Origin of the sequence: Paracidovorax sp. MALMAid1276, assembly GCF_049198005.1 — a bacterium.
Classification (GTDB): domain Bacteria; phylum Pseudomonadota; class Gammaproteobacteria; order Burkholderiales; family Burkholderiaceae_C; genus Acidovorax.
The window spans coordinates 63,132-90,013 of sequence record NZ_JBMIRS010000201.1 but is presented as its reverse complement, the minus strand read 5'-3'; the positions used below and the strand labels follow the sequence as shown (position 1 = coordinate 90,013).

Annotated in this window: 28 protein-coding genes; 18 read left to right on the top strand and 10 right to left on the bottom strand. The window is 66.1% G+C overall.

All coding sequences use genetic code 11. The features are described 5' to 3' along the window. Nucleotides 1-506 precede the first annotated feature (506 nt). Nucleotides 507-2,015 (top strand): PLP-dependent aminotransferase family protein, encoded by a 1,509-nt coding sequence (locus tag ACOQFS_RS16085; RefSeq protein ID WP_421563831.1) that lies wholly within the window; start codon nucleotides 507-509, stop codon nucleotides 2,013-2,015. A 125-nt stretch (nucleotides 2,016-2,140) separates the two neighbouring features. Here ACOQFS_RS16085 and rpmG read toward each other — a convergent pair whose 3' ends face one another. The 3 genes from rpmG to trxB form a co-directional block, all read right to left on the bottom strand. Beyond that, entirely contained in the window at nucleotides 2,141-2,311 is a 171-nt protein-coding gene (gene rpmG, locus ACOQFS_RS16080) for a 50S ribosomal protein L33 (RefSeq protein WP_008904999.1), read from the bottom strand. A gap of 11 nt (nucleotides 2,312-2,322) precedes the next feature. Next, the gene (rpmB, locus tag ACOQFS_RS16075; RefSeq protein ID WP_015013086.1) at nucleotides 2,323-2,556 is read right to left on the bottom strand and encodes a 50S ribosomal protein L28; all 234 of its coding nucleotides are present in this window, start codon (nucleotides 2,554-2,556) and stop codon (nucleotides 2,323-2,325) included. A gap of 182 nt (nucleotides 2,557-2,738) precedes the next feature. Then, nucleotides 2,739-3,692, bottom strand: a complete 954-nt coding sequence (gene trxB / locus ACOQFS_RS16070; RefSeq protein ID WP_421563830.1) for a thioredoxin-disulfide reductase — start codon at nucleotides 3,690-3,692, stop codon at nucleotides 2,739-2,741. 191 nt (nucleotides 3,693-3,883) lie between these two features. Between trxB and ACOQFS_RS16065 the strand changes: the two genes are divergently transcribed. The 3 genes from ACOQFS_RS16065 to lolA are packed head-to-tail and all read left to right on the top strand — an operon-like array spanning nucleotide 3,884 to nucleotide 7,638. Beyond that, complete coding sequence (locus ACOQFS_RS16065; protein ID WP_421563829.1) at nucleotides 3,884-4,561, top strand: Crp/Fnr family transcriptional regulator; 678 nt, start codon at nucleotides 3,884-3,886, stop codon at nucleotides 4,559-4,561. Nucleotides 4,562-4,621: 60 nt separating this feature from the next. Then, nucleotides 4,622-6,958, top strand: a complete 2,337-nt coding sequence (locus tag ACOQFS_RS16060) for a DNA translocase FtsK (RefSeq protein WP_421563828.1) — start codon at nucleotides 4,622-4,624, stop codon at nucleotides 6,956-6,958. A 47-nt stretch (nucleotides 6,959-7,005) separates the two neighbouring features. Then, entirely contained in the window at nucleotides 7,006-7,638 is a 633-nt protein-coding gene (gene lolA, locus ACOQFS_RS16055) for an outer membrane lipoprotein chaperone LolA (RefSeq protein WP_421563827.1), read from the top strand. Nucleotides 7,639-7,781: 143 nt separating this feature from the next. On the opposite strand, the gene ACOQFS_RS16050 is transcribed toward lolA, so the two are convergent. From ACOQFS_RS16050 to ACOQFS_RS16040, 3 genes are read right to left on the bottom strand one after another with little or no spacing between them, the layout of a single operon-like run. Next, a complete protein-coding gene (locus ACOQFS_RS16050; RefSeq protein WP_421563826.1) occupies nucleotides 7,782-8,354 on the bottom strand; it encodes a peroxidase-related enzyme in 573 nt (190 codons plus the stop codon). 30 nt (nucleotides 8,355-8,384) lie between these two features. Continuing rightward, nucleotides 8,385-9,377, bottom strand: coding sequence for an MDR family oxidoreductase (locus ACOQFS_RS16045; protein WP_421563825.1), 993 nt, complete (start codon nucleotides 9,375-9,377; stop codon nucleotides 8,385-8,387). 16 nt (nucleotides 9,378-9,393) lie between these two features. Then, nucleotides 9,394-10,029 carry a TetR/AcrR family transcriptional regulator gene (locus ACOQFS_RS16040; RefSeq protein WP_421563824.1) on the bottom strand — a complete coding sequence of 212 codons (636 nt, stop codon included), beginning with the start codon at nucleotides 10,027-10,029 and terminating at the stop codon, nucleotides 9,394-9,396. A gap of 97 nt (nucleotides 10,030-10,126) precedes the next feature. Between ACOQFS_RS16040 and ACOQFS_RS16035 the strand changes: the two genes are divergently transcribed. Further along, on the top strand, nucleotides 10,127-11,464 hold the full coding sequence (locus ACOQFS_RS16035; protein WP_421563823.1) for a replication-associated recombination protein A: 1,338 nt from the start codon (nucleotides 10,127-10,129) through the stop codon (nucleotides 11,462-11,464). 73 nt (nucleotides 11,465-11,537) lie between these two features. On the opposite strand, the gene ACOQFS_RS16030 is transcribed toward ACOQFS_RS16035, so the two are convergent. Both ACOQFS_RS16030 and ACOQFS_RS16025 read right to left on the bottom strand, forming a co-directional pair. Then, nucleotides 11,538-12,197 carry a response regulator gene (locus ACOQFS_RS16030; RefSeq protein ID WP_421563822.1) on the bottom strand — a complete coding sequence of 220 codons (660 nt, stop codon included), beginning with the start codon at nucleotides 12,195-12,197 and terminating at the stop codon, nucleotides 11,538-11,540. Continuing rightward, on the bottom strand, nucleotides 12,194-14,407 hold the full coding sequence (locus tag ACOQFS_RS16025) for an ATP-binding protein (RefSeq protein ID WP_421563821.1): 2,214 nt from the start codon (nucleotides 14,405-14,407) through the stop codon (nucleotides 12,194-12,196). The genes ACOQFS_RS16030 and ACOQFS_RS16025 overlap by 4 nt, the downstream gene beginning before the upstream one ends. A 133-nt stretch (nucleotides 14,408-14,540) precedes the next feature. On the opposite strand from ACOQFS_RS16025, the gene ACOQFS_RS16020 reads away from it, so the two are divergent. From ACOQFS_RS16020 to ACOQFS_RS15990, 7 genes are all read left to right on the top strand, one after another. Then, the gene (locus ACOQFS_RS16020; protein WP_421563820.1) at nucleotides 14,541-15,617 is read left to right on the top strand and encodes a hypothetical protein; all 1,077 of its coding nucleotides are present in this window, start codon (nucleotides 14,541-14,543) and stop codon (nucleotides 15,615-15,617) included. 417 nt (nucleotides 15,618-16,034) lie between these two features. Beyond that, nucleotides 16,035-16,964: a branched-chain amino acid ABC transporter permease gene (locus ACOQFS_RS16015; protein WP_421563819.1), complete on the top strand. Its 930-nt coding sequence runs from the start codon at nucleotides 16,035-16,037 to the stop codon at nucleotides 16,962-16,964. A gap of 13 nt (nucleotides 16,965-16,977) precedes the next feature. Then, entirely contained in the window at nucleotides 16,978-18,054 is a 1,077-nt protein-coding gene (locus ACOQFS_RS16010) for an ABC transporter permease subunit (protein ID WP_421563818.1), read from the top strand. A gap of 25 nt (nucleotides 18,055-18,079) precedes the next feature. After that, entirely contained in the window at nucleotides 18,080-18,862 is a 783-nt protein-coding gene (locus tag ACOQFS_RS16005) for an ABC transporter ATP-binding protein (protein ID WP_421563817.1), read from the top strand. Nucleotides 18,863-18,864: 2 nt separating this feature from the next. Then, a complete protein-coding gene (locus ACOQFS_RS16000) occupies nucleotides 18,865-19,593 on the top strand; it encodes an ABC transporter ATP-binding protein (protein WP_421563816.1) in 729 nt (242 codons plus the stop codon). A gap of 249 nt (nucleotides 19,594-19,842) precedes the next feature. Further along, nucleotides 19,843-20,490, top strand: coding sequence for a DUF47 domain-containing protein (locus tag ACOQFS_RS15995; protein ID WP_421563815.1), 648 nt, complete (start codon nucleotides 19,843-19,845; stop codon nucleotides 20,488-20,490). A gap of 19 nt (nucleotides 20,491-20,509) precedes the next feature. Beyond that, nucleotides 20,510-21,520: an inorganic phosphate transporter gene (locus tag ACOQFS_RS15990; protein ID WP_421563814.1), complete on the top strand. Its 1,011-nt coding sequence runs from the start codon at nucleotides 20,510-20,512 to the stop codon at nucleotides 21,518-21,520. A 103-nt stretch (nucleotides 21,521-21,623) separates the two neighbouring features. Here ACOQFS_RS15990 and ACOQFS_RS15985 read toward each other — a convergent pair whose 3' ends face one another. Continuing rightward, the gene (locus ACOQFS_RS15985; protein ID WP_421563854.1) at nucleotides 21,624-22,070 is read right to left on the bottom strand and encodes a hypothetical protein; all 447 of its coding nucleotides are present in this window, start codon (nucleotides 22,068-22,070) and stop codon (nucleotides 21,624-21,626) included. 28 nt (nucleotides 22,071-22,098) lie between these two features. After that, nucleotides 22,099-22,620, bottom strand: a complete 522-nt coding sequence (locus tag ACOQFS_RS15980; protein WP_421563813.1) for a GNAT family N-acetyltransferase — start codon at nucleotides 22,618-22,620, stop codon at nucleotides 22,099-22,101. 123 nt (nucleotides 22,621-22,743) lie between these two features. On the opposite strand from ACOQFS_RS15980, the gene rpsP reads away from it, so the two are divergent. The 6 genes from rpsP (at nucleotide 22,744) to ACOQFS_RS15950 (ending at nucleotide 26,840) form a co-directional block, all read left to right on the top strand. Then, complete coding sequence (gene rpsP / locus ACOQFS_RS15975) at nucleotides 22,744-22,995, top strand: 30S ribosomal protein S16 (RefSeq protein ID WP_008904984.1); 252 nt, start codon at nucleotides 22,744-22,746, stop codon at nucleotides 22,993-22,995. Nucleotides 22,996-23,071: 76 nt separating this feature from the next. Then, a complete protein-coding gene (gene rimM / locus ACOQFS_RS15970; RefSeq protein ID WP_421563812.1) occupies nucleotides 23,072-23,644 on the top strand; it encodes a ribosome maturation factor RimM in 573 nt (190 codons plus the stop codon). A 45-nt stretch (nucleotides 23,645-23,689) separates the two neighbouring features. Beyond that, nucleotides 23,690-24,448: a tRNA (guanosine(37)-N1)-methyltransferase TrmD gene (gene trmD / locus ACOQFS_RS15965; RefSeq protein WP_421563811.1), complete on the top strand. Its 759-nt coding sequence runs from the start codon at nucleotides 23,690-23,692 to the stop codon at nucleotides 24,446-24,448. A gap of 129 nt (nucleotides 24,449-24,577) precedes the next feature. Continuing rightward, nucleotides 24,578-24,964, top strand: a complete 387-nt coding sequence (rplS, locus tag ACOQFS_RS15960) for a 50S ribosomal protein L19 (RefSeq protein ID WP_421563810.1) — start codon at nucleotides 24,578-24,580, stop codon at nucleotides 24,962-24,964. 99 nt (nucleotides 24,965-25,063) lie between these two features. Beyond that, nucleotides 25,064-25,786 (top strand): CoA pyrophosphatase, encoded by a 723-nt coding sequence (locus tag ACOQFS_RS15955; RefSeq protein ID WP_421563809.1) that lies wholly within the window; start codon nucleotides 25,064-25,066, stop codon nucleotides 25,784-25,786. A gap of 67 nt (nucleotides 25,787-25,853) precedes the next feature. Further along, nucleotides 25,854-26,840: a CobD/CbiB family protein gene (locus ACOQFS_RS15950; RefSeq protein WP_421563808.1), complete on the top strand. Its 987-nt coding sequence runs from the start codon at nucleotides 25,854-25,856 to the stop codon at nucleotides 26,838-26,840. The last annotated feature ends 42 nt before the right edge of the window (nucleotides 26,841-26,882 follow it).

The window sequence follows — 26,882 nt, the reverse complement described above, 5'->3', positions numbered from 1 at the left end:
CAGCTGGATCTTGGCGGGGATCGCGCGGGCATTGTGGATCTGCACCCAGGCGGGCTGCGTATCGCTGTGGCTCAGCACCTGCTCACCGCGCCCAGCCGTGTGTGTGGGCGGGTGTGCCACACCTCCGCGAAGCTGGCCGGGCTCCAGTGCACGGTCACGTCGCCCGAGACGGCGTAGAGCCGGCTGCCTGGGTGCAGGCAGAGCCAGAGGCACTGGCCGGGCGGCAGGGTCAAGGCAGGGGGAAGGGGGGTGTGTTGCTGGGTCATGGCGGGCTCCGAAAAACAGTCACTGGGAAGCCTCCAGCGTAAAAAGAACCCTCCCGGCCCGACAGACACACGCCCGGAAACAAGGGGGCATAACAGCTGCGATGGGTGAGGGGCTGTTATGGTCGCTCCTGCACATTTCTGTATCTGTTCCGGCGGCGGCTGTTTTGGCACCATGTGCAGACCGGCCGCACAGTGCGGCTGGCAGCGCCGTCCCGGCAATCTGAATCTCTTGCCGCAGCCATGCCCTCACCCTCGCCCGACGCCCGCGAAACCCCGCGCTACCGCCAGCTGGCTGCCCTGTATGAGCAGGCCATCGGCGCGGGAAGCCTCACGCCCGGCATGCGCATGCCCTCGGTGCGCGAACTCTGCCAGCGCCACCAGGTCAGCCTGACGACCGCGCTGCAGGTGCTGCGCTACCTGGAGTCCCAGGGGTGCGTGGAAGCGCGTGAGCGCGTGGGCTATTTCGTGCGGGCACCGGGCGGCCCGGCCCTGCCCGCGGCACGCGAGCCAGACTGGCACGAACCGCAGACCCATGATCCGCGCATGTTTGCGGGCATCAACGAGCGCATTTCAGGCTTCCTCGAAAAAGCCCGCCGCGCCGGCCCCTTGCCGCTGGACCTGGGCAGTGCCATGCCCGCGCCCAGTCTGTTCGACGCCGCAGCGCTCAACCGGCTGGCCCATGGGCTGCTGCGCGAACAGCCGGACATCCTGGTGTATGGGCCCTCGGCCCCCACCACGCACCCCGAGTTTCAGCGCGCCATGGCGCGGCATGCCCTCACGTTCGGCGTGAGCGTGGCGCCCGCCGACATCGGTGCCACGCTCGGCAATTCCGAAGCGGTGAACCTGGCCCTCGATGCCATTGCCGAGCCCGGGGATGTGATTGCCGTGGAGTCCCCCACCTTTTTCGGCATCCTGCAGGCCATTGAGGTGCGGGGCCTGCGTGCGCTGGAGATACCGAGCAGCCCGCACACCGGCATGTCGCTGGAGGCGCTGGAGCTGGCGGCGCGCAACGAGCCGCGCCTCAAGGGGGTGGTGGTGGTCCCCCATCTGCAGATGCCCCTGGGCAGCGTGATGCCCGACCCCCACAAGCAGCGCCTGGTGGCCCTGTGTGTGGAACACGGGCTGGCGCTTGTCGAGGATGACATTTACCGGGAGTTCGTGGAGTCGCCCCAGGTGCTGCGGCCCGCCAAGGCCTGGGACCGCCCGGGCGATGCCGGCCAGGTGATCTATTGCGCGTCGCTCAGCAAGAGTTTTGCGCCCGGCCTGCGCCAGGGCTGGATGAGCGCGGGCCGCTGGCAGGCCCGCGTGCAGATGATCAAATTCGCGCGCACGCGCAACATGCAGACCTGGTCGCAATTGCTGGCGGCGCGCAGCGTGGATTCGCCGGCCTATGAGCGCCACATGCGCCGCATGCGCGCGCAGTTGCGCATCCAGCGCGAGCAGGCGGCGCGGGCGGTGGCCCGGCATTTTCCGGTGGGCACCCGCCTGAGCCTGCCGCCCGGCGGGCTGAGCCTGTGGCTGGAACTGCCCATGGGCATCTCGTCCACGCGCCTGTATGACGAGGCCCTGCAGCACGGCATCCGCGTCGCCCCGGGCCCCATGTTTTCCAATACGGGCCGTTATGAGCATTTCCTGCGACTCAGCTGCGGGATGCCGTTCACCGCCGAGGTCGAGGCGGGCTACCGCACGCTCGGCGCATTGCTGGCGGCGCAGATGGCCGGGATGCCTGCGCAGCGCAAGGCCGCCTGAGCTTTGTTGTTCGTCTTCTGCTTCTTCTGCGTGGCCGAGTGCATTGGCCAGCCGCCGGGGGCATAGGCAGGCAGGCATAAAAAAACCGCCCTGGTGGGCGGTTTTTGAGAAGGCAACGGGCTGAATTACTTCAGCTTCATTTCCTTGTATTCGACGTGCTTGCGAGCCTTGGGATCAAATTTCATGATCAGCATCTTCTCGGGCATCGTCTTCTTGTTCTTGGTCGTCGTGTAGAAGTGGCCGGTACCTGCAGTGGATTCCAGCTTGATCTTGTCGCGTCCGCCTTTGCTTGCCATGGTGCTACTCCTTAAGCCTGGCCACGGGCACGCAGGTCTGCGAGCACCGAGTCGATACCGTTCTTGTCGATCAAACGCAGGGCAGCGCTCGAAACACGCAGGCGCACCCAGCGGTTTTCGCTCTCAACCCAGAAACGGCGGTATTGCAGGTTCGGCAGGAACCGGCGCTTGGTTTTGTTGTTGGCGTGGGAAACGTTGTTCCCGGTCATGGGCTTCTTGCCCGTTACGTCGCAGACGCGTGCCATGAGGACACTCCGATACTTGTCAACGGCCGCTCGCTCGGCCCCGGGGCAGTGTCCCCAGGATGGCTTGCGGCCTCACCTCGCCAGAAAGGGTGGCGGTAACCCGATTTGCCGGTTTTTTCGGTCCCGCCAAAGCGGGACAAATCAGCAAAGCCGCAGATTATATCCTGCGGCCTCGTTTTTCATCAAGCCTCTTGTTCGAGGAAGCGCTGGGCGTCCAGCGCGGCCATGCAGCCCGTGCCGGCGCTGGTGATGGCTTGGCGGTACACGTGGTCCTGCACGTCGCCGGCGGCAAACACGCCGGGCACGCTGGTCTGGGTGGCAAAACCCTTGAGCCCGCCCTGGGTGATGATGTAGCCGTTTTCCATCGTGAGCTGGCCCTGGAAGATCTCGGTATTGGGCGAGTGGCCGATGGCGATGAAGCATCCCTGCAGCTGGATGTCTTCCGTGCTGCCATCCTTGGTGCTCTTGATGCGGATGCCCGTCACGCCGGTTGCGTCGCCCAGCACCTCGTCCAGCGTATGGAACAGCTTGAGCTCGATCTTGCCGGCCGCGACCTTCTCGTTGAGCTTGTCCACCAGAATGGGCTCGGCCTTGAACTTGTCGCGGCGGTGCACCAGCGTGACCTTGCGCGCGATGTTCGACAGGTACAGCGCCTCCTCCACGGCCGTGTTGCCGCCGCCGACCACGCACACGTCCTGGTCGCGGTAGAAGAAACCGTCGCAGGTGGCGCAACCCGACACGCCCTTGCCCATGAAAGCCTCTTCGGAGGGCAGACCCAGGTATTTGGCCGATGCGCCAGTGGCCAGGATCAGCGCGTCGCAGGTGTAGGTGCCGCTGTCGCCAGTCAGCGTGAAGGGGCGCTTGCTGAAGTCGACCTTGTTGATGTGGTCGAAGATGACTTGAGTCTTGAAGCGCTCGGCGTGCTCCAGGAAACGCTGCATCAGGTCCGGGCCCTGCACGCCATGCACGTCGGCGGGCCAGTTGTCCACCTCGGTCGTGGTCATCAGCTGGCCGCCCTGGGCCATGCCGGTGATGAGCACCGGGTTCAGGTTGGCGCGCGCGGCATAGACCGCTGCGGTATAGCCTGCGGGGCCCGAGCCCAGGATCAGAACTTTCGCGTGTTGGGTGGTGGACATGGTAAAAGCCTGTGTTTTGCGCCCGCTACACGGGGCGCTGTTGGGAATCTGGGGGTTGAGCCGTCGAGTATCAACCGGCGCCCGCTCGCACAAGCGGCCCCTTTTTCAATCACCGCGATTGTAAGAACCGATTGATCCACCCGTTGCGGCGCCGGTGAAGCCGCGCCCCGTCTTTGAGAGGAGAAGCTTGCATGTCGACCATGTTGTCCAACCTGGACCTGCTGCGCCGGGTGCCCCTGTTCTCGCTGCTCACCATGAGCCAGGCCGAGGTGATCAGCGGGGCGGTGATTAAGCGCCGGTTCAAGCGCGGGGAGGCGCTGGTGGAGCAGGGCCAGAAGTCCAATGCACTGTTCATCCTGCTCACCGGCCGCGCCCGCGTCATGACCGCCGACAGCCGGGGCCGGGAGGTGATCCTGGCCACGCTGTCGCAGGGCGACTATCTGGGCGAGATGAGCATCATCGACAACGAACCCCATTCGGCCACCGTGCGCGCCGAGGTGCAGACCGACGTGCTGATGCTGGGCCGCACCGAGTTTGCCCGTTGCCTCACCGAGAACGCCTCCATGGCGCTGGTGGTGATGCGCGGCCTGGTCAAGCGCCTGCGCCATGCCGACCGAAAGATCGAGTCCCTCGCGCTGCTGGACGTCTACGGCCGTGTGGCCCATGCGCTGCTGGACTTTGCCGTTCCCGACGCCCAGGGCCAGCTGACGATCAAGGAAAAGATCTCGCGCCAGGATCTGGCCAAGATGGTCGGCGCCTCGCGCGAGATGGTCAGCCGCGTGATGAAAGACCTGGAGGAGCGCGGTTTCATCGAGGTCCTTCCGAGCGGTGCGACGCTGCTCAAGGAGCGGTTGAACGCACTGGGCTGACCATACCGCTCGGCCGCTCTTGCTGCGCCGGCGCTTGCGTTAAGCTCGCCCGGCACGCCTATGACCTACTCCCTCAACACCCTGAACGCATCGTCCGCGGCCAAGTCGCCGCCCCGAACGGGGGCTGCCCGTTTTGGCCATGAAATCGCCCTCATGGCGGGCCTGCTGGCCCTGGTTTTCTGGTTGCTGGCGCTGGTGAGCTACTCCGCGCAGGATGCCGCCTGGTCCACGTCTGGGGCCAGTGACTCGCACATGGTGGCGAACTGGGCGGGGCGCCTGGGGGCTTGGCTGGCCGATGGCAGCTATTTTGCGCTCGGGTTTTCCGTGTGGTGGTGCGTGGCGGCGGGCGTGCGGGCCTGGCTGTCGTCGCTGGCGCGGTGGATGCGCGGCGGCGAGGTGCCCGCTGGGGCCGCGAGCCCGGGGGTGCGCCGCAGTGTCTTTTGGCTGGGGCTGGTGGTGTTGATGTGTGCGAGCACGGCGCTGGAATGGTCGCGGCTGTACCGGTTCGAGTCCTATCTGCCCGGCCACGCGGGTGGCGTGCTGGGGTATGTCACCGGTCCTGCCAGCGTGAAGTGGCTGGGTTTCACCGGGTCCGGCCTGCTGGCGATCGTGCTGGCGGTGCTGGGCGCGGCGCTGGTGTTTCGATTCTCGTGGGGGCACGTGGCCGAGGCGTTGGGGTCGCGCATTGACGCCCTGGTGCAGTCGCGCCTGGCCCAGCGCGAGGTGGCCAAGGATGTGGCCGTGGGCCGCAAGGCCGCGCGTGAGCGCGAGGTGGTGGTGCAGGAGGAGCGCACCGAGATCGAGGGGCATCACCCGGCGCCCATCCAGATCATCGAGCCCGTGCTGGTGGACGTGCCGCAAAGCACCCGCGTGGTGAAGGAGCGGCAAAAGCCCTTGTTCACCGAGATGCCCGACAGCAAGCTGCCGCTGGTGGACCTGCTCGACAGCGCGCAGCAGCGCCAGGAAACGGTGGCCCCCGAGACGCTGGAGATGACCAGCCGCCTCATCGAGAAGAAGCTCAAGGACTTCGGCGTGGAGGTGCGCGTGGTGGCCGCCATGCCGGGCCCGGTGATCACGCGCTACGAAATCGAGCCGGCGACGGGCGTGAAGGGCTCGCAGATCGTGGGCCTGGCCAAGGACCTGGCGCGCTCGCTGAGCCTGGTGTCCATCCGCGTGATCGAGACCATTCCGGGCAAGAACTACATGGCGCTGGAGCTGCCCAACGCCAAGCGCCAGAGCATCCGCCTGTCGGAGATCCTGGGCTCTCAGGTGTATGCCGACGCCCGGAGCATGCTCACCATGGGTCTGGGCAAGGACATCGTGGGCAACCCGGTGGTGGCCGACCTGGCCAAGATGCCGCACGTGCTGGTGGCGGGTACGACGGGCTCGGGCAAGTCGGTGGGGATCAACGCGATGATCCTGTCGCTTTTGTACAAGGCCGAGGCGCGGGATGTGCGCCTCTTGATGATCGACCCCAAGATGCTGGAAATGTCGGTCTACGAAGGCATTCCGCACCTGCTGGCGCCCGTGGTCACTGATATGAAGCAGGCCGCGCACGGCCTGAACTGGTGCGTGGCCGAGATGGAGCGCCGCTACAAGCTCATGAGCAAGCTGGGCGTGCGCAACCTGGCGGGCTACAACGCCAAGATCGACGATGCCAAGGCGAAGGAAGAGTTCATCTACAACCCCTTCAGCCTGACCCCAGAGGAGCCCGAGCCGCTGCAGCGCCTGCCGCACATCGTGGTCATCATCGACGAGCTGGCCGACCTGATGATGGTGGTGGGCAAGAAGATCGAAGAGCTGATCGCCCGCCTGGCCCAGAAGGCGCGGGCGGCCGGCATCCACCTGATCCTGGCCACCCAGCGCCCCAGCGTGGACGTGATCACCGGGCTGATCAAGGCCAACATCCCCACCCGCATCGCGTTCTCGGTGGGCAGCAAGATCGACAGCCGCACCATCCTCGACCAGATGGGCGCCGAGGCGTTGCTCGGCATGGGCGACATGCTCTACATGGCCAGCGGCACGGGGCTGCCGATCCGGGTGCACGGGGCCTTTGTGTCGGACGACGAAGTACACCGTGTCGTCAGCTACCTCAAGGAACAAGGGGAGCCGGACTACATAGAGGGCGTGCTCGAAGGCGGAACTGTGGATGGTGACGGCGATCTTTCAGCAGAAGGCGGCGGTGGCGAAGGGGGCGAGAAGGACCCCATGTACGACCAGGCCGTCGAAGTGGTGCTCAAGGACCGCAAGGCGAGCATCTCGTACGTGCAGCGCAAGCTGCGCATTGGCTACAACCGCTCGGCGCGGCTGCTGGAAGACATGGAAAAGGCAGGACTCGTGAGCGGCCTTACAGCCAGCGGCCAGCGCGAAGTGCTAGTGCCCAACCGCAGCGAATGATGGACCGGGCCGCAAGTCCGGCCCGCATCCCCCCACAGGAGTTTCTGTTGAAAACGATCGCTACTGCAATTTTGATAGCTGCTGCGGCAAGCACAGCAAGCGCTGACGGCTTAAAAAGCCTGGAATCCTTCATGAAGGGCACGCAGACCGGCAAGGCGGACTTCACGCAGACCGTGACCTCGCCGCCCAAGGACGGGCAGGCCGCGCGCACCAAGCAGTCCAGCGGCAGCTTCGAATTCCAGCGCCCGGGCCGCTTCAAGTTCGTCTACAAGAAGCCATTCGAGCAGACCATCGTGGCCGACGGCCAGACGCTGTGGCTGCACGACGTGGACCTGAACCAGGTCACGCAGCGCTCACAGTCGCAGGCACTGGGTACCACGCCTGCCGCGCTGCTGGCGTCGGCCCCGGACATGTCCGCGCTCAAGGCCGAGTTCACGCTCGAAGCCGCCCCCGACAAGGACGGGCTGCAGTGGGTGCTGGCCACCCCCAAGACGCGCGACGGCCAGCTGCGCAGCGTGCGCGTGGGCTTTGCGGGCGAGCAGCTGGCGGCGCTGGACATTGAAGACAGCTTCGGCCAGCGCTCGAACATCCGCTTCAACGGCATGCAGGCCAACGCCAGCCTGCCCGCCGGTACCTTCCAGTTCAAGCCGCCTGCAGGGGCGGACGTGGTGAAACAGTAGGTCTGCTATAAAAAGCAGAGCGTAAAGCGCTTGATGGATAAGCGGTAGCGGCCATTTTTTTCATCAAACCAGCCCCGTAACGACGCTGATCACGGCGTTGGGGGCGGGCACTCCCTGCACCGCCTACGCGCCCGGTGCCAGCGCTATCGCCCCATGGCATAGAACTCGGCGTTGGCCCGCATGTTGGTGACGTTGGCCATGCGGTTCGACAAGCCGAAGAACGCAGCGATGCCAGCGATGTCCCAGGCGTCTTCGTCGTCAAAGCCGTGCTGGCGCAGCGTGTCGAAGTCGTCGTCGCCCACCGCGTAGGCCGCCGCCGAGACCTTCATGGCGAAGTCCAGCATGGCCTTCTGGCGCGGGGTGATGTCGGCCTTGCGGTAGTTCACCGCCACCTGGTCGGCGACGAGCGGGTTCTTGGCGCGGATGCGCAGGATGGCGCCGTGCGCCACCACGCAGTACTGGCACTGGTTGGCGTTGCTGGTGGCCACCACGATCATCTCGCGCTCGGCCTTGGTCAGGTTGCCGGGCTTTTCCATCAGTGCGTCGTGGTAGGCGAAGAAGGCGCGAAACTCATCCGGCCGGTGCGCCAGCGCCAGGAACACGTTGGGCACGAAGCCGGATTTCTCCTGCACCGCGAGCACGCGGGCGCGGATGTCTTCGGGCAGGTCCTGGATCTCGGGCACGGGGAAACGGCTGATGCGCGGGGTTGCTGTCATGGGGTTCTCCGGTTCGGTTGATGTGCAAATTCAAGGCGTGTCGGCACCGACACGCACCACCACGCGCCCGCGCACCTGCCCTGCGAGCAGGTCGGGCGCGACGGCGATGGCGTCGTCCAGCGCGATGTCGTGCATCAGCTGCTCCAGCAGCGCGGTGTCCAGATCGGTGGCCAGGCGGCTCCAGGCGGCCAGCCGGTCGGCGGTGGGCGCCATCACGCTGTCGATGCCCGCCAGCGTCACGCCGCGCAAGATGAAAGGCGCCACCGTGGCCGGAAAGCCCATGCCCGCCGCCAGCCCGCAGGCCGTCACCACGCCGCGGTAGCGCATGGCGGCGCACACATTGGCCAGCACCTGCCCGCCCGCCACGTCCACCGCGCCGGCCCAGCGCTCCTTCTCCAGCGGCTTGCCGGGCTGGGCGATGTCGGCGCGGTCGATGATGTGGCGCGCGCCCAGGCGGGTGAGAAAGTCCGATTCCTGCACCCGGCCCGTGACGGCTGCGACCTCGTAGCCCAGCCGGGCCAGCATCGCCACCGCCACGCTGCCCACGCCGCCCGCCGCGCCAGTCACCACCACCGGGCCTTTGTCCGGCGTGACGCCATGGCGCTCCAGCGCCAGCACGCACAGCGCGGCGGTGTAGCCCGCCGTGCCGATGCCCATGGCCTGGCGCGGCGTGAAGGGTGCCTGCAGGGGGATCAGGAAGCGCCCGGGGACGCGGGCCCGTTCGGCCAGCCCGCCCCAATGCGCCTCGCCCACGCCCCAGCCGTTCAGCACCACGGCATCTCCCGGCTTCCAGGCCGGGTCGGTGGACGATTCCACCGTGCCCGCGAAGTCGATGCCCGGCACCATCGGAAATTTGCGCACCACCGGCGAGCGGCCCGTGATGGCCAGCGCGTCCTTGTAGTTGAGGGTGGACCAGGCAACGCGCACGGTGACGTCGCCTTCGGGCAGCGATGCCTCGTCCAGCATGCGAACGGCGGCGGTTTGCTGGCCGTCCTGTTTGTCGATGAGCAGGCCACGGAACATGGGTTCTCCTTGTGATTCAGGCGGGGTGGATCCATTGAAAAAAGCCGTCGGCGAACACGTCGAGCGGCGCGGCGGACCGCTGGAGCTTGGCGCGCAGCACCGCGCCTTCCCAGCCGATCCAGAAAAACAGCGCGAGCGCCGCGCAGTCGTGCCCGGCGCCGATCTCGCCCGCCTGCTGGGCGGCGCGCAGGCATGCGGCGGTGCGTCCCTGCCAGTCGGCAAACACCGCTTCGAGCTGGGTGCGGAAGGACTCGGGCAGCGCCCCCATCTCCTGCCCCAGGTTGCCCACCAGGCAGCCGCGCGCAAAGTGGTGGCGCTGCATGCCCTGGCGCGCATCGGCCACAAAGTGGCGCAGCCGCTGCAGGGGCGGGGTGGCCGCGTCGAGCAGCCAGCGGTCCAGCTTGCGGGCGAAATAGTCGGCATAGGCGGCAATCAGCGCGTGGCCGAAGGCTTCCTTGCTGTCGAAGCAGTGATAGAACGACCCCTTGGGCACCTCGGCCAGCCGCAGGATCTCGTCGATACCCACGCTGGAATAACCCTTTTCCGTCAGCACCGCCACGCCGGTGCGCACCAGCAGCGCCCGCGTGTCCTGGCGCGGCTCGGCCGGGTTGCGGGGCGGGCGGCCGCGGCGGCGGGGCAGGGTGGTGGGCATGGCGGTGTTTAATTAGACTGATTGGTTTAATTATGTGCTGGGCAGAGCGGGCTTGTCCATCCCCGGGCGCCGAACCGGTTTGTGATGGAATCGAGCCATGAGCACCGCCGCGCACCCCCCGTCTGCCCACCAGCCTTTGGCCGAGCGGCTGCGCCCGCGCACTCTGGGCGAGGTGATCGGCCAGCAGCATGTGCTGGGGCCAGGCATGCCGCTCAGGCTCGCGTTCGAATCGGGCCGGCCGCACAGCTGCATCCTGTGGGGGCCGCCCGGCGTGGGCAAGACCACCATTGCGCGGCTGATGGCCGACGCGTTCGATGCGCAATTCATCAGCATCAGCGCCGTGCTGGGCGGGGTCAAGGACATCCGCGAAGCGGTGGAGCAGGCCCAGGCCGCGCGCGACGGGCTCATGCAGCAGCGCACCATCGTGTTTGTCGACGAGGTGCACCGTTTCAACAAGAGCCAGCAGGACGCCTTCCTGCCGCATGTCGAAAGCGGCCTGTTCACCTTCATCGGCGCCACCACCGAGAACCCGTCGTTCGAAGTCAACTCCGCCCTGCTGTCGCGCGCTGCGGTGTACGTCCTGCAGCCGCTGTCCGAGCAGGATTTGAAGCAAATTGTGGCGTTGGCGCAGGCTGAACAAGCGCTTCCAGCTATTGAAAGCATAGCGTTGGACCGCCTGGTGGCCTACGCGGACGGGGACGCGCGCCGCCTGCTCAATACGCTGGAGACCCTGGCCATGGCCGCCGCGCAGGAGCAGCTGGCCGAGATCACCGACGCCTGGCTGCTCAAGGTGCTGGGCGAGCGCATGCGGCGCTATGACAAGGGGGGCGAGCAGTTCTACGACACCATCAGCGCGCTGCACAAGTCGGTGCGCGGCTCCGACCCCGATGCGGCCCTGTACTGGCTGGTGCGCATGCTGGACGGCGGCGCCGACCCGCGCTACATGGCCCGCCGCCTGGTGCGCATGGCCAGTGAAGACATCGGCCTGGCCGATCCGCGCGCTTTGCGCCTGGCGCTGGACGCGGCCGAGGTCTACGAGCGCCTGGGCAGCCCCGAGGGCGAACTGGCGCTGGCCGAATGCGTGGTGTACCTGGCCGTGGCGCCCAAGTCGAACGCGGTGTACAAGGCCTACAACGCGGCGCGGGCCTGGGTCAAGCAGGATGCCACGCGCCCTGTGCCCATGCATCTGCGCAACGCGCCCACCCAGCTCATGAAAGAGCTGGACTATGGCAAGAACTACCGCTACGCGCACGACGAACCCGATGGTTACGCGGCGGGCGAGAGCTACCTGCCCGACGGCATGGCGGCGCCTCGCTGGTACCAGCCCGTGCCACGCGGCCTGGAGGCCAAGATTGCAGACAAGCTCGCCTACCTGCGCCAGCTGGATGAGGGGGCGGGCAGTCCGGGCGTTGCGCAAGGCGCGGACGGCGCCTGACTGGCCGCGCCTGCCCGGGCCCGCCTGCTGCGAACCGGGCCCGACACTCCATTGCCAGGACGATGTCAGGTGCTCAGATCAAACCGAGCTGCCGGGCCTGCAAAGCCGCTTCGGCACGGCTGGTGATGTTGAGCTTGCGGTAGATGTTCTTCACATGGTCACCCACGGTGTGGCGTGAAATGCCGAGCGCCACGCCGATGTCGGCAATGCGCACGCCCTGCGCCAGCAGGCCCAGCACCTCGCGTTCGCGGCCGCTGAGGTCGGTGGCGGCCGGTGCGGCAAGTTCGGGTGGCTGAGCGTGTACCAAGGCCGGTGCCTGGAAGTGGCGCAGCAGGCGCCGTGCAATGGCGGGGGACAGCGGAGGCTGCCCCTGCGCGATGCCACGTAGCTGCTCGGCCAGCCAGCCGGTGGGGTGGTCCTTGAGCAGATAGCCCTGTGCGCCTGCCTGCAGTGCCTGGAACAGGTGGTCGTCGTCATCGTGGATGGACGCCACTACCACCGCGCAATCGGGCTGGCGTTGTGCCAGGCGGGCAATCAGCTCCAGCCCGCTGCCATCGCCCAGGGCCAGGTCGATCAGGGCCAGGTTGAACGGTGTGCCGGTATCGATGACCTGCAGCGCCTCGCGCACGCTGCGCGCTGACGTGCAGGCCACCGGGCCGAAGGCGGCATGGATGGCGTCCTGCAGCATGGCCAAGGCATCCGACAAGTCGTCCACCAGCAGGATGTGGTTCATGGCGTTTCTCTGACTTGCATGGGGGGGGCGGATTCCTGCGTGAGCGGCATGCTCAGCGCGACTTCGGTGCGGCCGTCGGGGGCAGTGCGCGTGTGCAGGTGCGCACCGAACTCTTCGAGGCGATGGCGCATGCCGCGCAGGCCCCGCCCTTCGGCCCACAGGTCCGGATGCGTGGCGGGCCCGTCATTGCGTACGCGCAGTTCCAGCTGGCCCTGCTCGATGGTGACGGCAACCTCCAGCGTGTGCGGCTGGCCGTGTTTCAACGCATTGGTGATGCTCTCGCGCAGCGCCCGTTCGATGACGGACTTTTGCCGCGACGCCAGCTCGCCGTCGGGCGCCTGTGGCGCGTTCCAGCGCAGGGCAACGCCAGCGGCATCGCAGCGTGCCGATGCTTCGGCGCGCCAGTCGGCCAGCGCGTCGGCCCAGGGTATCGCTTGCGTGTCCATCACGTTGAGGGCCGTGCGCAGGTCGTTCATGGCGGCGCGGGCCAGCTCGGTCAGCTCGGGGGATGGTGCGCGGTGGATCAGCATCAGCAGCCGGGCGCCCACGTCGTCGTGCATGTCCCGCGCGATGCGTCGGCGTTCTTCGCGCGCACCACGCTCTTGGGCGTCGCGGCTGCTTTCCGCTTCGTGCAGCAAATGCAAAAGAGCGTCCACAAAGCTTGCATCCTGAGTTGAAAACAGCCGCTGCCCCCGGGCTGGGTAGCTCAGGCGGTGGGCGGGGACCGCGCCGCATGCGGGCACGCGCAGCGCCAGGCCGTCTTCGTGGACTTCCGCATGCGGCTGGGCGTACGCGGGCAGGGGTTGCAGGTGCAGCGGATCGAAGATGCGTTGCAGCAACGCCTGCCAGGCTTCTTTCTGCGCCTGGTGCGAGGGCTGGAACGCGATGCGCACCACGTCCGGCATCAGTTCCTGCAACTGCGTGCTTGGACGGTTGGCCAGCCGCTGCCACAGCCACTGGCGCGCCGGGAAGTAGAGCACGCCGCAGACCCAGAGCGATGCGCCGAGTGCCAGGCCGGACGACCAGTCCAGCGCGAGGATCAGCAGCGCGTCCACGGCCACCACCGCCAAGGCGCCGCCCAACCACATCAGCATGCGGAAAGCCCACTCGTCCAGCTGGAACAGCCGGTACCGGCGCAAGCCCAGCGCGATGCCCACATAAATGATCAGGAAGAAGCCGAACGCATACCCCTGGGGCATAGGCGGCAGCCATCCCAGCATGGCGGTGGTGATGATGAGAAGAATGAACAATCCGCTGCCCACCATCAGCGAGAAGATAAACCAGCGCAGCGAGGCCCGGGCGAGCGGCTCGCCCCGGCTCTTGCGCCACTGCACGGCGGCAAATCCCATCGCGAGCAGCATTTCGGTGACGACGGCAAGCTGCAGACCCACCGCCGGACTGGGCGCCAGGCGCAACACGTCGCTCAGCCACCACAGGTTGCAGGCCCCGAACAGCCACAGCAGGTGGACAGGCCGGACCAGCGGGCGGGGATGGACCATGAAAATGGCGCCGAAGGCGGCGCCAAACATCAGCGATCCCCAATGGTTGAGCGCGTTGAGTGCGAAGAACAGATTGCCGGGGACCGCCAGTTCGCGCCCGCTGTACACCGCAGCGGGCATGGCAAAGATGGGAAACAGCAGACCCGTGAGGCCAAACATGCAGGCGCCCCAGTCACGGGGGCGCAGCACCCAGACCCAGCAGGCAATGAGGCAGCCGGTGACCGACACGGCGATCTGAAACCAGAGCAACAGGGGCAGGGCGCTGATGGGGCGGTCCTGGAGGGTGACGGTGGTTTCATGGGCGCTGCCATCGGCTTGCCATTGCACGCGCACCGTGGGTTGCGCCAGAAGCTGGTGGATTTGCGACTGCCGAGCGAAGAAACCGTCGATCTGCGCGTAGGTGGGCATCACATCCGGTTCCTCGATGAGGTCTTCTGCCTGCAAGGGGATGTCCTCTGCGGAGGCGGTTGCCGCGGCGGAGGAGGGCGTGCCCGGGCGCAGCGCCAGCAAGGTGGCTCCTGCGGGGATGGCCGCCGCTGGCCCCTGGCTGGCCAGCACCTGCACCCCATGGGGTGAGGGCGCCAGGCGCAGGCCCAGCCACGGAGCCTGCAATGAAAGGGCCACCGTCCAGGCCGCAGTGGCCAGGGCGTAAGCCAAAGCGGCGAAAAGCCAGCGCGAAGGAGGTCGGGGAGTGGAGCTGGGTCGGGTCATGGCGGCACGGCAACTGTAGAGGGGGTCGAGCGGGACGGCCACCCCCGTGAACGCGGGATTGCCAGTGCTGGGGGCACGGTTGAACAATTTGCCCGGCTACATTTTTTAACCGATGCACGAGGAGAGGTTGTCCATGACGCAAGGATTTCTGAAGAAGATGGCTTGGGGCCCGCTGGGCCGGGCGATGGTGGTGGTGGCAGCGGCGGCCCTGGCGGCCTGCGGGGGCGGGAGCGACGGAGCGTCTGATAACCCGCCTGCCGCCGCTGCAACAAGCCTGTCCGGAACGGCTGCAACGGGCGCGCCGGTTGCCGGGGGCACGGTGCAGGTGCGCTGCAGCGTCGGCACGACCGTGCTGGAGGCTGTCACCGCTGCCAATGGCACCTGGCGCGTGGACACCACCGGCCAGGCCCTGCCGTGCGTTGTGCGCGTGACGGGGGGCACGCTGGCTTCGGGGCAGGCACTGCATTCGATGGCGTTCACCTTCGATACCACCAACATCACGCCGCTGACCGATTTGATCGTGGCCAATGCCACGGGCAAGCAGCCGGCCGCTTGGTGGGGAACAGCCGGGCCTGCCGATGTGGCAAGCCTTACCGCTGCGCAGGCCGACAGGGCGCTGACCAGCCTGCGCAGTGCACTCGGCCTGGCGGCTTTGCAAACCTTCGACCCCCGCACGGTGGCCTTCACCGCAGCGCCCAAGGACAAGGTCGACGACGTGCTGGAGGCCTTGTGGCAGGCCCTGGCCAACCTGGGAATGGACTACACGGCGCTGGTCAGCGCAGCCAGCAACACCACGTTCACCCTGTCCGATGGTTTCCGGATCGCGCTGAGCAACGCGCACACCACGATCACCGTCGGCGGCACGGGTGGTGGCGGAGGCACGGGCGGCGGAACGGGTGGCACGGGCGGCGGCGGTGGAAGCGGGGGTACCTACACCCTGACGTTGAACGTGAATGCAGCCGGTGTGGCTGCGCCTCCCGTGACCATCACCAATGTCCCCAAGCCAGCCACGCAGGCGGAGTTCTGCGGCGCGATCACCGATCCCGCGTCCGGCATTGGCCTGGCCCAGGCCGTGCCCGGCGGGTCTGGCACGCTGACCATCAACAGCTGCTCCTTCAGCGGAAACACCGGCAATGTGTCGGCCACCCTCACCATCACCTCTCCTGTGGCGATGACGGTGCCCTACACCGTGACATACACCTACAACTGAACTGCTGGTTGGAGTCTGATCGCGGGCGTGCCCGCGATCCAGGCCACGGGGTGCTAGCACCTCCGTGGCCTTTTTTCATTCAGTGCTTGCGAAGGCAGAGAGCCCATCGGATCGCAGCCCCGCATTGCGTTCGTCATGCTGATTTTGCATGGGGCTGTTAATAAGTTTGCACATCAATAATCTTGCGTGCATCAAAATTCCTTATGCGGAGCGTTGCGCACTGATGGGGCGAAAACCCGAGGGAAAACCCCGCCCGGCTTGAATAGGGCCACTTGTGACTACTCGCTACAATCCCGTCCACAAACCCGCACAGCTGCACTTCTGGCGGGTTTTTTGCTAGATGGCAGTCGGGCCCACAAGGCTGTACCGATTCCGGTGCCAAAGCGGTGGGTACGTCACAAACGAAGGACTTCTCTTATGGACATTTTGCTGCAGCAGATCATCAACGGTCTGGTTCTCGGCAGCATGTACGCCTTGATAGCCTTGGGCTACACCATGGTGTACGGCATCATTCAACTGATCAATTTCGCCCACGGCGAAGTGCTGATGATCGGTGCACTCACCAGCTGGAGCTGTATCGGAATGATGCAGGCGGCCATGCCCGGCACCCCGGGCTGGATCATCCTGCTGCTGGCCACCATCATTGCGTGCGTGGTCGCTGCCACCCTCAACTTCACGATCGAGAAGATCGCCTACCGGCCGCTGCGCAACAGCCCGCGCCTGGCTCCCCTGATCACCGCCATCGGCATGTCCATCCTGCTGCAGACGCTGGCCATGATCATCTGGAAGCCCAACTACAAGCCGTACCCCACGATGCTGCCCAGCTCGCCGTTCGAGATCGGCGGCGCCTACATCACCCCCACCCAGATCCTGATCCTGGGCGTCACCGCCGTCTCGCTGGCGTCGCTGATGTACCTGGTGAACCACACCAACCTGGGCCGCGCCATGCGCGCCACCGCCGAGAACCCCCGCGTGGCCTCGCTGATGGGCGTCAAGCCCGACATGGTGATCTCTGCCACCTTCATCATCGGCGCCGTGCTGGCCGCCGTCGCCGGCATCATGTATGCATCCAACTACGGCACGGCCCAGCACACCATGGGTTTCCTGCCCGGCCTCAAGGCCTTCACGGCGGCTGTGTTCGGCGGCATCGGCAACCTTGCGGGCGCGGTGGTCGGCGGCATCCTGCTGGGCCTGATCGAGGCCATCGGCTCGGGCTACATCGGCACCCTTACGGGCGGCCTGCTGGGCAGCCACTACACCGACATCTTCGCGTTCATCGTGCTCATCATCATCCTCACGCTGCGCCCCTCGGGCCTGCTGGGTGAGCGTGTGGCAGACCGTGCCTGAGGAGCCTCACACCATGAAGAACACCAAAACCAACTGGATCATCGGCGCCATCGCGCTGCTGGTGCTGCCGCTGATCCTGCAATCCTTCGGCAACGCCTGGGTGCGCATCGCCGACCTGGCCCTGCTGTATGTGCTGCTGGCACTGGGCCTGAACATCGTGGTGGGCTATGCCGGCCTGCTGGACCTGGGCTACGTGGCTTTCTACGCCGTGGGCGCCTACCTGTTCGCCTTGATGGCGTCGCCCCACCTGGCGGACAACTTCGCCGCCTTTGCCGCCATGTTCCCGGACGGGCTGCACACCTCGCTCTGGGTGGTGATACCGGTGGCGGCGCTGCTGGCGGCGTTCTTCGGGGCCTTGCTCGGGGCGCCCACGCTCAAGTTGCGCGGCGACTACCTCGCCATCGTGACGCTGGGCTTCGGCGAAATCATCCGCATCTTCCTGAACAACCTCGACCACCCCGTCAACCTGACCAACGGCCCCAAGGGCCTGGGCCAGATCGACTCGGTCAAGATCTTCGGCCTCGACCTGGGCAAGCGTCTCGAAGTGTTCGGCTACGACATCAGCTCCGTCACGCTGTATTACTACCTCTTCCTGGTGCTGGTGGTGGTGTCCGTCATCATCTGCTATCGCCTTCAGGACTCGCGCATCGGCCGCGCCTGGATGGCCATCCGCGAAGACGAAATCGCCGCCAAGGCCATGGGCATCAACACCCGCAACATGAAGCTGCTGGCCTTCGGCATGGGCGCTTCGTTCGGCGGCGTGGCGGGCTCAATGTTCGGCGCGTTCCAAGGCTTCGTCTCGCCAGAGTCGTTCAGCCTGATGGAGTCGGTCATGATCGTCGCCATGGTGGTGCTGGGCGGCATCGGCCACATCCCCGGCGTGATTCTGGGCGCGGTGCTGCTGTCGGCCCTGCCCGAAGTGCTGCGCTACGTGGCCGGCCCGCTGCAGGCCATGACGGACGGCCGCCTGGACTCTGCGATCCTGCGCCAGCTGCTGATTGCGCTGGCCATGATCATCATCATGCTGCTGCGCCCGCGCGGTCTGTGGCCCTCGCCGGACCACGGCAAGAGCCTCACGCAGAAGACCTGAAGCAGAACACCACTGAAAGTTAGCAATGACAGAGAAATCCAATGAAGTGGTGCTGAAGGTCGCCGGTATCTCCAAGCGTTTCGGCGGGCTGCAGGCCCTGTCGGACGTGGGCATCACCATCCAGCGTGGTCAGGTGTATGGCCTGATCGGCCCCAATGGCGCAGGCAAGACCACGTTCTTCAACGTGATCACCGGCCTGTATACGCCGGACAGCGGCAGCTTCGAGCTGGCCGGCAAGCCCTATGAGCCCACGGCCGTGCACGAAGTGGCCAAGGCCGGCATCGCACGCACGTTCCAGAACATCCGCCTCTTTTCCGACATGACGGCGCTGGAGAACGTGATGGTGGGCCGCCACATCCGCACCAAGTCGGGTCTGATGGGTGCCGTGTTCCGCACCAAGAGCTTCAAGGAAGAAGAAGCCGCCATCGCCAAGCGTGCGCAAGAGCTGCTCGATTACGTGGGCATCGGCAAGTTTGCCGACTACAAGGCCCGCACCCTGAGCTACGGCGACCAGCGCCGCCTGGAGATTGCCCGCGCCCTGGCCACCGACCCCCAGCTGATTGCGCTGGACGAACCCGCCGCCGGCATGAACGCCACCGAAAAGGTGCAGCTGCGCGAGCTGATCGACCGTATCCGCAACGACAACCGCACCATCCTGCTGATCGAACACGACGTGAAGCTGGTGATGGGCCTGTGCGACCGGGTGACGGTGCTCGACTACGGCAAGCAGATTGCCGAGGGCAACCCTGCCGAAGTGCAGAAGAACGAAAAAGTGATTGAGGCCTACCTGGGCACCGGAGGACATTGAGAATGGCCGAAAAATCGAACAAGGTACTGCTGCAGGTCAAGGGCCTGAAGGTGTCCTACGGCGGTATCCAGGCCGTCAAGGGTGTGGACTTCGAGGTGCGCGAGGGCGAGCTGGTCTCCCTGATCGGCTCCAACGGCGCCGGCAAGACCACCACCATGAAGGCCATCACCGGCACCCTGGCCATGGGCGAGGGCGACATCGAGTACCTGGGCAAGAGCATCAAGGGCAAGGGCGCCTGGGACCTGGTCAAGGAGGGCCTGGTCATGGTGCCCGAAGGCCGTGGCGTTTTCGCGCGCATGACCATCACCGAAAACCTGCAGATGGGCGCCTACATCCGCAAGGACAAGGCCGGCATCCTGGCCGACATCGAGAAGATGTTCACCATCTTCCCGCGCCTGCGCGAGCGCAAGGACCAACTGGCCGGCACCATGTCGGGTGGCGAGCAGCAGATGCTGGCCATGGGCCGCGCGCTGATGAGCCAGCCCAAGGTGCTGCTGCTGGACGAACCCTCCATGGGCCTGTCGCCCATCATGGTGGACAAGATCTTTGAAGTGGTGCGCGACGTGTACGCCCTGGGCGTGACCATCGTGCTGGTGGAGCAGAACGCCAGCCGTGCGCTCGCGATTGCCGACCGTGGCTACGTGATGGAATCCGGCCTGATCACCATGACCGGCCCGGGCCAGCAACTGCTGAACGACCCCAAGGTGCGTGCAGCGTACCTGGGGGAGTAAGTCCTCAGGACGGCGCCGCAGGGCCCTGGGTCAACCAGCACGTGCTGCGCTCCCCCGCAAAAAAGAAGGGTGCCATCTTCCGGGTGGTGCCCTTCTTTTTTGGCCGCCCGAGGGCAGGGGGGCCGTCCCTGTGGTCACGCTGAACGGGCCGTCTGCAGGGGCACGGTTAAACTCCTGCGTCATCAAAATGTCATGCCTCAGTCATGACGTTGTCTTATTTCGAACCCGATCCCGCACTCAGGAGCACCCATGCTGTTTGCCAAGCTGTTGCCACGCGAAGGCAATTTTTTCGAGATGTTCAACCAGCATGCAGACCGCATCGTGGAGGCGGCCCGGGCCTTTTCGCAACTGGTGGCCAACTACAACGACCCGCACCTGCGCGACAAGTACAACCAGGATGTGGACAACGCCGAGCGTGCCGCCGACCGCGTGACGCATGAGGTGAACAAGTCCATCCACAAGACCTTCATCACGCCCATCGACCGTGAGCAGATCCACGCGCTGATCAACACCATGGACGACGTGGCCGACCTGATCCAGGACTCTGCCGAAACCATGGCGCTGTATGACGTGCGGCACATGACGGAAGAGATCACGCGCCTGACCGACCTGAGCCTCAAGTGCTGCGAGCGCCTGCGCGACGCGGTGAAACTGCTCGACAAGATCGCCGACCCTGCTGTGGCCGAAGCGGCGCTCAAGACCTGCGAAGAGATCGACAAGCTCGAATCCGACGCCGACCGCGTGATGCGCAGCGCGATGAGCAAGCTCTTCCGTGAGGAGCCCGACGTGCGGGAGGTGATCAAGCTCAAGGCCATCTACGAGCTGCTCGAAACCATTACCGACAAGTGCGAGGACGTGGCCAACTGCATCGAGGGCATCGTCCTCGAAAACTCCTGAACCCGGCAGGCCGATCAGCATGGAAACCGTACAAGCGGCCCTGTGGGTTGTGGTGATGCTCGTGGCGCTCGCGATCCTGTTCGACTTCATGAACGGGTTTCACGACGCTGCCAACTCGATTGCCACGGTGGTCTCCACCGGGGTGCTCAAACCGGCGCAGGCGGTGTTGTTTGCCGCGTTCTTCAATTTCATCGCCATCTTCGTCTTTCACCTGAGCGTGGCGGCCACGGTGGGCAAGGGCATCGTGCAGCCCGGCATCGTGGACACGCACGTGGTGTTCGGCGCCCTGGTGGGCGCCATCACCTGGAACGTGATCACCTGGTACTACGGCATCCCCAGCAGTTCCTCGCACGCGCTCATCGGCGGCATCGTGGGCGCGGTGATCGCCAAGGCCGGTGCCGGGGCGCTGATCTCGGCCGGCATCCTCAAGACCGTGGCGTTCATCTTTGTCTCGCCGCTGCTGGGCTTCACGCTGGGCTCGATCATGATGGTGGCGGTGGCGCGCATCTTCCGGCGCACGCGCCCGAGCCGGGTCGACAAATGGTTCCGCCGCCTGCAGCTGGTGTCCGCCGGGGCCTACAGCCTGGGCCATGGCGGCAATGACGCGCAAAAGACCATCGGCATCATCTGGCTGCTGCTGATCGCCACCGGGTACACCTCGGCCTCCGATGCGGCCCCACCCACCTGGACCATCGTGTCATGCTATGCCGCCATCGGCCTGGGCACCATGTTCGGCGGCTGGCGCATCGTGAAGACCATGGGGCAAAAGATCACCAAGCTCAAGCCCGTGGGTGGCTTCTGCGCCGAGACCGGGGGCGCACTCACGCTGTTCCTGGCCACCGCATTGGGCATCCCCGTGTCCACCACCCACACCATCACCGGCGCCATCGTGGGCGTGGGCTCCACCCAGCGGGCCAGCGCCGTGCGCTGGGGCGTGGCGGGCAATATCGTGTGGGCGTGGATCCTGACGATTCCTGCGAGTGCGTTTGTGGCGGCCGTGGCCTACTGGATCAGCCTGCAGATTTTCTGAGGTTGGCCGTTGGCAGCCAGCGGCTGACAGAAGACGTCGGGAAGCTGACTGCTATACTATTTATAGCTGTCAGCGCTTATCCAGTAAGCGCTGAAGGCAAATTTCATTGCGAAATCTTGCGTGCTTCCTCGATCTGGTACTCGAAGTAGCGCTGAAAGCTGAACGCAATGCTGGCCATGAGCACGGCCGTGCCGATCATCAACGACGCAACAATGGCCGCGATGGTGATCCAGCCGGTGCGGCCCGGGGCGGCGTCGGGCGCGGCGGCGGGGTTGTGGCGCGCGTTCCAGGCCTCGGGCGTCTTCAGCGCGAACAGAATGGCCTGCAGCGCACATCCGGCGATGGTGAAGCCCAGCAGCGGGATCAGCATCCAGCTGACATGGTCGTCCTGCCCCATCTGCTGCACGCGCTGTATGCCGTACACGCCCAGCGCCGTCGGCAGCGGCAGCAGCCAGCCGATCAGGTCGCCAAAGCCATGCAGGTAAAAGCGGTGCAGCCCCAGTGGGCCACCCACAAAGGCCAGCCAGGCTGCCAGGGTCTTGTTCTTTATGCGGGACATGGGCGTTGTTGTCAAAGGCTTATTCGGGTGCGGTGGTGTCGCCGGCGCCCAGCGTCTTTTCCATCAGCACGATGTCGCGCCAGGCGCCAAACTTCCAGCCCACCGAGCGCATCACGCCCACGTCAGCAAACCCCAGCGCGCGGTGCACGCCGATGGAGCCGGCATTGGCCGAGTCGCCGATCACGGCCAGCAGCTTGCGCACGCCCGCGGCCTCGGCCTGCACGGCCAACTCGGCCAGCAGCTTGCGGCCCAGGCCCATGCCGCGTGCCTGGTCGGCCACATAGATCGAGTCCTCGGCCGAAAAGCGATAGGCCGGGCGGGGCTTGAACCAGTTGGCATAGGCAAAACCCAGCACCTGGCCGTCCTTCTCGGCCACCAGCCAGGGCAGGCCGCGTGCCAGCACGTCGGCGCGGCGGCCCGCCATGTCGGTTTCAGACGGGGGATCGATCTCGAAGGTGCCTGTGCCGTGCAGCACGTGGTGTTGGTAAATGGCCGTGATGGCGGGGATATCGGCGTCGGTGCTGGGGCGAATGGTAAGCATTGCAGGGGATAGGGATATAATCGCGGGCTTTGCAGCGTGTCGCTGGCCGGGTGGCCATGTCGCGTGTCTCAAACGCCGCAAGAAAATCTGCAGCAATTGCTGCGACCACCCGAAGGATAAATCATGGTCGTCATTCGACTCTCCCGCGGCGGCTCCAAGGGCCGTCCTTTTTTCAACATCGTCGTTGCTGACAAGCGCGTGCGCCGTGACGGCCGCTTCATCGAGCGCATCGGCTTCTACAACCCCACCGCCAAGGAATCCGAAGAAGGCCTGCGCATCGTGCAAGACCGTCTGACGTACTGGAAGAGCGTGGGCGCCCAGTCCTCGCCCACCGTGGACCGCCTGATCAAGCAAGCCGCCAAGAAGGCTGCTTAAGGCCCCCTGAAAAGGGCGGGTTTCGTCGGCTTGCCTGGCGAAACCCGCCCTTTTCCTATTCTGGAATCACCGCACCATGGCCACCATCCCCCCCTCGCTGGAACCTGCAGAGCTGCCCGCCGACGCGGTCGAAGTGGGGCGCATTGCCGACGCCTGGGGCGTCAAGGGCTGGTTCAAGGTGCAGCCCCACAGCAGCAACCCCGAGGCGCTGTTCTCCTCCAAGCGCTGGTACCTGCAGCCGTCCGAGCGCGGTGCCAAAACCTTTGTTGGCACCGTGCTGCTGCCCATTCGCCAGGCCAAGGACCATTCCGACACCGTGGTGGCCTGGGCGCAGGGCGTGGACGACCGCAATGCGGCCGAGGCGCTGCGCGGCGCGCGCATCTTCGTGCCGCGCTCCAGCTTTCCCTCCACGTCGGAAGACGAGTACTACTGGGTGGACCTGATCGGTCTGGCGGTGGTGAACCGGGAGGGCGTGGCGCTGGGGCAGGTGCGCGAGCTGATGTCCACCGGCCCCCAGACGGTGCTGGTGCTGGCCTATGAGCAGGACGGCAAAGCCCAGGAGCGCATGATTCCGTTTGTCTCGGCATTCATCGACAAGGTGGATCTGCAGGAGAAACGCATCACCGCCGACTGGCAGCCTGACTACTGAGCACGGCTGCCGTATCCGCTGTGCCCGCAAGCCGCGCCCCGCACCATGCGCTTTGACGTCATCACGCTGTTCCCTGAGCTGTTCGCTCCGTTTCTGGCCAGCGGCGTGACGCGGCGCGCCTATGCCAGCGGCCAGGTCGAAGTGCGGCTGTGGAACCCGCGTGACCACGCCGAGGGCAACTACCGCCGCGTGGACGACCGTCCCTTTGGCGGTGGGCCGGGCATGGTGATGATGGCCGAGCCCCTGCAGCAGTGTCTCGCAGCCATCCGCGCGGAGCGGGCCGAGGCGGCCGGCCAGCAGGCGCCGCTGGTGCTGTTCTCGCCCATCGGCGAGGTGCTGTGCCATGCGGCCGTCGAGCGCTGGTCGGCGGGCAGCGGCGCCGTGTTGCTGTGCGGGCGCTACGAGGGCATCGACCAGCGTTTCATTGACACACACGTCGATGTGCAGATCAGCCTGGGCGATTTCGTGCTCTCCGGCGGGGAGATTGCGGCCATGGCGCTGCTGGATTCCGTGGCGCGGCTGCAGCCCGGCGTGCTCAACGACGAGGGCAGCCACCAGCTCGACAGTTTCAACCCCGCACTGGACGGCCTGCTGGACTGCCCGCACTACACCCGCCCCGAGGAGTGGGCGGGCCAGTCCGTACCAGCGCCGCTGCTGTCCGGTCACCATGCGCAGATCGAGCGCTGGAGGCGCGACCAGCGCCTGGCGGTCACCGCCCGGCACCGGCCTGACTTGATCGACGCCGCCCGCAAGGCAGGGCGGCTGGCACCGGCGGATGAAGCCGTGCTGGCCAAGCTGCGCTGAATTGCTATAATCAAAGGCTTTTCGATCCTCTGGCCGGCCGTTTTGACGGGGAATGCTCCCCCCGAGACACTGAGACGTCAATCCCGACGCAGCCATTTTTGGCGCGGACACGATCACTAGGAAACTCACATGAACCTGATCCAGACCCTGGAAGCGGAAGAAATCGCCCGCTTGAACAAGACCATCCCCGCATTCGCCCCTGGTGACACCGTCATCGTGAGCGTGAATGTGGTGGAAGGCACCCGCAAGCGCGTGCAGGCCTACGAAGGCGTGGTGATTGCCAAGCGCAATCGCGGCCTGAACAGCGGCTTCACCGTGCGCAAGATCTCCAGCGGCGAAGGCGTGGAACGTACGTTCCAGACCTACAGCCCCCTGATCGCCAGCATCGAAGTCAAGCGCCGTGGCGATGTGCGCCGTGCCAAGCTGTACTACCTGCGTGAGCGCAGCGGCAAGTCCGCCCGCATCAAGGAAAAGCTGCCTTCGCGCGTCAACAAGGCTGCTGCCAACGCCGCATAAGGCGCGGGCCCGCCCCTGACGGCAAGCCGCTACAGCATGCGCCTGTAGCGGCTTTTTGCTTTTTTGCACATCGCCACGTCTGCCAGCTTCGTCATCCCCGTGAACCCCTCCGCGCCCGGCTCCACCGTCTCCTCCGTCATTGCTCCCTTGTCGAGCCTGCCGGATTTCGACCCGCGCCGCGTGCCCGTGGTGGGGGTGGACGCCCACCTGCCGCCCGTTCCCGCCGAGGCGCTCACACCGGCCGCCCTGCGTGCGCGGTTTGTGACGCCGCCCGCGTGGGAGCCCGAGGTGCTGCTGGAAAAGAAATTCATGGACCGCGCGCCGGCGCATGCCTCGGTGCTGCTGGGCATCGTGCTGCGCGAGCAGCCCATGGTGCTGCTCACCGAGCGCACGGCCCATTTGTCCACCCATTCCGGGCAGGTGGCCTTTCCGGGTGGCCGGGCCGACCCGGGGGATGCCAACCCCGCCGCCACAGCCCTGCGCGAGGCGCAGGAGGAGGTGGGGCTGAGCCCGTCGTTCGTCGAGGTGCTGGGCCAGCTGCCGACCTATGTGACCGGCTCGTCCTTCATCATCACCCCGGTGGTGGCTCTGGTGCAGCCCGACTGCGTGCTGGAGCCCAACCCGTATGAAGTGGCCGACCTGTTCGAAGTGCCCCTGGCCTTTCTGCTGAACCCGGCCAACCACCGCCGCCATGTGTACGACCGGGACGGCGTGCACCGGGAGTGGTTTTCCATGCCCTACCAGAGCGGCGCCAAGACGCACTTCATCTGGGGAGCCACAGCGGGCATGTTGCGCAATTTCTACCGTTTCATGCGGGCCTGACAACCTGCCTGCACCGGCGCATTCCGGGCGGTGAAGGCAGGCGCAAGCGCCAGTATCATTGCCCTCCATGAGTTTCTTCGCCATCCTGTTCGCTCTGCTGATCGAGCAGGCCCGCCCCCTGGCCCGCAGCAATCCCATCCATGCCGGCCTGCGGGCCTGGGCACTGTCCGTCAGCCGCAATTTCGACGCGGGCAAGGCGCACCACGGCTGGGTGGCCTGGAGCTTGGCGGTGCTGGTTCCGGCGCTGGTCACGCTGGCGATCCACTGGGCCTTGTTGTGGGGCCTGGGCTGGCCCTTTGCGGTGCTGTGGAGTGTGGCGGTGCTGTACATCACGCTGGGTTTTCGCCAGTTCAGCCACCACTTCACCGGCATCCGTGATGCGCTGGAGGAGGGCAACGAAGACGCAGCGCGCGAGCGCCTCGCGCACTGGCAGCAGGTGGACGTGGGCGTGCTGCCGCGCAGCGAAATCGTGCGGCACGTGATCGAGTATTCCGTGATTGCCGCCCACCGGCACGTGTTCGGTGTGCTGGCCTGGTTTTCGGTGCTGGCGGCCCTGGGGTTGGGGCCTACCGGCGCGGTGCTGTACCGCTTGGCCGAATTCGTGGCCCGGTATTGGCACTACAAGCGGCGCTCGGGCGCGCAACCCGCCAGCGAATCCTTGCAGCGTGCCTCCGTGCTGGCCTGGACGGTGATCGACTGGCTGCCGGCGCGTCTCACGGCGTTGAGTTTTGCCGTGGTGGGCAGTTTTGAAGAGGCCATCGAAGGATGGCGCTTTCATGCGCAACGGTTTCCCAATGACAACGACGGCGTGGTGCTGGCAGCCACTGCAGGCGCCATCAATGTGCGCCTGGGCGGCGAAGCCTTGAAGGCACGCGCTGACCTGCACGCTCCGCAGGGCCTGGAGATGGATGCCGACATGGCCGACAGCGATTCCACGCCGGGCCGTGCGCCGGAGGTCGGCCACCTGCGCAGCGTCGTGGGCCTGGTGTGGCGCTCGGTGGTGGTGTGGATGCTGTTGCTGGCGTTGCTGACGCTGGCGCGCTTGCTGGGGTAGCGCAGCGGGAGGAGGGGGACGACGCGGATGCCCGGTGCCGGT

Excerpts from the sequence above, each read along its gene's own strand:
- rplS (WP_421563810.1), top strand. The coding sequence starts at position 24,578 with ATGAACCTGATCCAGACCCTGGAAGCGGAAGAAATCGCCCGCTTGAAC.
- rimM (WP_421563812.1), top strand. The coding sequence starts at position 23,072 with ATGGCCACCATCCCCCCCTCGCTGGAACCTGCAGAGCTGCCCGCCGAC.
- ACOQFS_RS15950 (WP_421563808.1), top strand. The coding sequence starts at position 25,854 with ATGAGTTTCTTCGCCATCCTGTTCGCTCTGCTGATCGAGCAGGCCCGC.
- ACOQFS_RS16000 (WP_421563816.1), top strand. The coding sequence starts at position 18,865 with ATGGCCGAAAAATCGAACAAGGTACTGCTGCAGGTCAAGGGCCTGAAG.
- rpsP (WP_008904984.1), top strand. The coding sequence starts at position 22,744 with ATGGTCGTCATTCGACTCTCCCGCGGCGGCTCCAAGGGCCGTCCTTTT.
- ACOQFS_RS16035 (WP_421563823.1), top strand. The coding sequence starts at position 10,127 with ATGAGCACCGCCGCGCACCCCCCGTCTGCCCACCAGCCTTTGGCCGAG.
- ACOQFS_RS16065 (WP_421563829.1), top strand. The coding sequence starts at position 3,884 with ATGTCGACCATGTTGTCCAACCTGGACCTGCTGCGCCGGGTGCCCCTG.
- ACOQFS_RS16045 (WP_421563825.1), bottom strand. The coding sequence starts at position 9,377 with ATGTTCCGTGGCCTGCTCATCGACAAACAGGACGGCCAGCAAACCGCC.
- rpmB (WP_015013086.1), bottom strand. The coding sequence starts at position 2,556 with ATGGCACGCGTCTGCGACGTAACGGGCAAGAAGCCCATGACCGGGAAC.
- ACOQFS_RS16030 (WP_421563822.1), bottom strand. The coding sequence starts at position 12,197 with ATGAACCACATCCTGCTGGTGGACGACTTGTCGGATGCCTTGGCCATG.
- ACOQFS_RS16040 (WP_421563824.1), bottom strand. The coding sequence starts at position 10,029 with ATGCCCACCACCCTGCCCCGCCGCCGCGGCCGCCCGCCCCGCAACCCG.
- ACOQFS_RS16085 (WP_421563831.1), top strand. The coding sequence starts at position 507 with ATGCCCTCACCCTCGCCCGACGCCCGCGAAACCCCGCGCTACCGCCAG.
- ACOQFS_RS16005 (WP_421563817.1), top strand. The coding sequence starts at position 18,080 with ATGACAGAGAAATCCAATGAAGTGGTGCTGAAGGTCGCCGGTATCTCC.
- ACOQFS_RS15995 (WP_421563815.1), top strand. The coding sequence starts at position 19,843 with ATGCTGTTTGCCAAGCTGTTGCCACGCGAAGGCAATTTTTTCGAGATG.
- rpmG (WP_008904999.1), bottom strand. The coding sequence starts at position 2,311 with ATGGCAAGCAAAGGCGGACGCGACAAGATCAAGCTGGAATCCACTGCA.
- ACOQFS_RS16060 (WP_421563828.1), top strand. The coding sequence starts at position 4,622 with ATGACCTACTCCCTCAACACCCTGAACGCATCGTCCGCGGCCAAGTCG.
- ACOQFS_RS16010 (WP_421563818.1), top strand. The coding sequence starts at position 16,978 with ATGAAGAACACCAAAACCAACTGGATCATCGGCGCCATCGCGCTGCTG.
- trmD (WP_421563811.1), top strand. The coding sequence starts at position 23,690 with ATGCGCTTTGACGTCATCACGCTGTTCCCTGAGCTGTTCGCTCCGTTT.
- ACOQFS_RS16050 (WP_421563826.1), bottom strand. The coding sequence starts at position 8,354 with ATGACAGCAACCCCGCGCATCAGCCGTTTCCCCGTGCCCGAGATCCAG.
- ACOQFS_RS15980 (WP_421563813.1), bottom strand. The coding sequence starts at position 22,620 with ATGCTTACCATTCGCCCCAGCACCGACGCCGATATCCCCGCCATCACG.
- ACOQFS_RS16015 (WP_421563819.1), top strand. The coding sequence starts at position 16,035 with ATGGACATTTTGCTGCAGCAGATCATCAACGGTCTGGTTCTCGGCAGC.
- trxB (WP_421563830.1), bottom strand. The coding sequence starts at position 3,692 with ATGTCCACCACCCAACACGCGAAAGTTCTGATCCTGGGCTCGGGCCCC.
- ACOQFS_RS16020 (WP_421563820.1), top strand. The coding sequence starts at position 14,541 with ATGACGCAAGGATTTCTGAAGAAGATGGCTTGGGGCCCGCTGGGCCGG.
- ACOQFS_RS16025 (WP_421563821.1), bottom strand. The coding sequence starts at position 14,407 with ATGACCCGACCCAGCTCCACTCCCCGACCTCCTTCGCGCTGGCTTTTC.
- ACOQFS_RS15990 (WP_421563814.1), top strand. The coding sequence starts at position 20,510 with ATGGAAACCGTACAAGCGGCCCTGTGGGTTGTGGTGATGCTCGTGGCG.